Below are 2147 nucleotides of genomic sequence, written 5' to 3'. Positions count from 1 at the left end.
ATATCTGGCTCAGGTCATCGGCGAAAAATATATGGAGATTTGACGCCAAAAAATCGCCTGGTTTAAGAAACATCGTTGCTTTATCTACGTACTGAGGATGCATGTAAGGAAAGAGCGAAATGGCTAAGATATATATAAACAACATACTCACGGAAAATATATACATTATTCTAGAAAATTTCCCCCAAATCAGGCTATAAAGAAAGAGAAATGCAATAGATAGGGCTAGCAAAAAGATAAAAGTGCCCGTATGAATTATCGTCACCATAAAGGTGCTCAATAAAATTAAACCGATTGATTTCCATTCAACAGTCTCTTTCATCACGCAATAGAGCAATAAAAACACAAACGGCATGACAAACACCATCGGCCTGAAACCGGTAATATTCATGACCATTTGTGGCATTGATAACAAGAATAAAAGAGACAACACTTTCTGATTTGTTGTCTCAAGGAATATTCCGGAGTAATAATAGAATGAAACAAGCATGATAACAACAAATATTATGGCAAATAGAAAAGAAGCGGCATGCGGTTCAAACCCAATGATTTTCGCTATAGTCCCACCGAACAACCATGTAGCGAACGGATAATTAAAAAGTGCACTCGGATCATCTGGATTTGATACCATGCTGCTTACTGTCTGGTAAAATTCTGCCATAGAGTTTGACGAGTACATAAGGCTACTATGAAAGAGATGCGTATATTCATCCGTACCAAAAATCCTTCCATAAGAAAGCATGGGTACAATAAATGAAATGATGAAGATTATCAGCAAAAAGAGGAACAGTACCCCATGGGTTGTACCTATTTTCAAGCGCGCTTTAGCTTTTGCTTCTTCTGCAATGCTTCTCATCTGTGCAATAACTGTCATTGATGATTATCCTTTGCGTTCGTCAAGTGATCAAGGCTATAGAACTGTTGGTATTTTTCATGAAATAATCATTTGCATATACATTTTTCTGAAATGTACTCATTCTGCTTGACATAATCAAATATTCAAATTTTCGCTCTGCAGAATCGATCCACCGACAGATCAAGGAAGAACTGCAATCGAAATTGATGATAACGGTAGAAAGAAAGAGTAGGTGGATCGGATGACTATCCCGACGAAAGGATCGGGCTGATTTCGATGAAGCGATCGATCTGGAGAAATCTTAGTGAACAGGTCATCTCAGTCCTCGAAGAAGATTTGGAGATAACCTTAACGCACGCAGATCCGGTATTACATCAGGGATATAAAGATCCAACCGATTCTCTATTAAGCTCAGGATAGTGATGAAAAATCATTTTTGTCGTTCTCGTTGAGGAATACTACAGAGCCATCTTTGCATTTTAATATTATTCAATCTGCGCCATATAAGTAAATATTAGATTTTTAAATAATGTGAGATTTATTTTTCGTCAAATCCCACGTAAACTCTCGGGGTATTGTTCAACGAAATCGACCATCCATTTCGTGACATCAATTTTATCGTTGAAGAGTTTTTTTCGCTTTTGCATCCATTCACCCTTCGATTTTTCATCTTCAAGAATTTCAACGGCCTTCCGAAGAGCCTGTTCCTGATCGGGGTAAAAATCGAGTAGCCCGTAATTATCTCTTAGATCAAGGAAATTTCCTGAAAAATTTCCCATGGCAACTCCCTCGGAATTTCCTTCAATATGGATTGCGGGCGTGCCGAGGAGTGCTGATTCGACGGCCATCGTACCGCCCTCTCCCATGTAAAGATCTGAATAATAGAGAAGCGAGTGAATCTTTTCTGGGGGGATAGCTATCCGGTATTTTTCAAATCGCGGAGGTAATTTCCTTTCAGACGTGATGCGGATGTTCCCATACGATTCAAGGGTATCAATGATATTGGTCGCTTCTTTGAGTCCGGCAAGACCGATATCATGTGAGGCTCCCCAGGAGATAAATCGGAGGACGATATTCTTTTCTTTTCCTTCTGTACCGAACTGGTCCAAGATAGAAGGATCTGGGATAAAGTAATCAGGGTGGAGGTAGGCAATCTCGTGATAACCATCGTATCTCACCTGTTTATCACCCAATTCCTTAAGATAGCAGGATGGCGTGCATATCACACCTGCAAATGGGAACGTAATATTATTGATAAGATCTGACGGCTCACTGTCAGTGAATATTATGG

Annotated in this window: 2 protein-coding genes; both read right to left on the bottom strand. The window is 39.5% G+C overall.

The window, feature by feature from the left end; all coding sequences use genetic code 11:
* On the bottom strand, positions 1-874 hold an 874-nt coding region (locus QCH34_RS11290), incomplete at its 3' end, for a hypothetical protein (protein WP_300334210.1).
* A gap of 530 nt (positions 875-1404) precedes the next feature.
* Positions 1405-2147: DUF354 domain-containing protein (locus QCH34_RS11285; protein WP_300334207.1), on the bottom strand; the 743-nt coding region annotated here is incomplete at its 5' end.

The organism is Methanocalculus sp. (genome assembly GCF_029762515.1).
Lineage (GTDB): Archaea > Halobacteriota > Methanomicrobia > Methanomicrobiales > Methanocorpusculaceae > Methanocalculus.
Note: the sequence above shows the minus strand (reverse complement) of the source record. Positions and strands in the feature narration are given on the sequence as shown.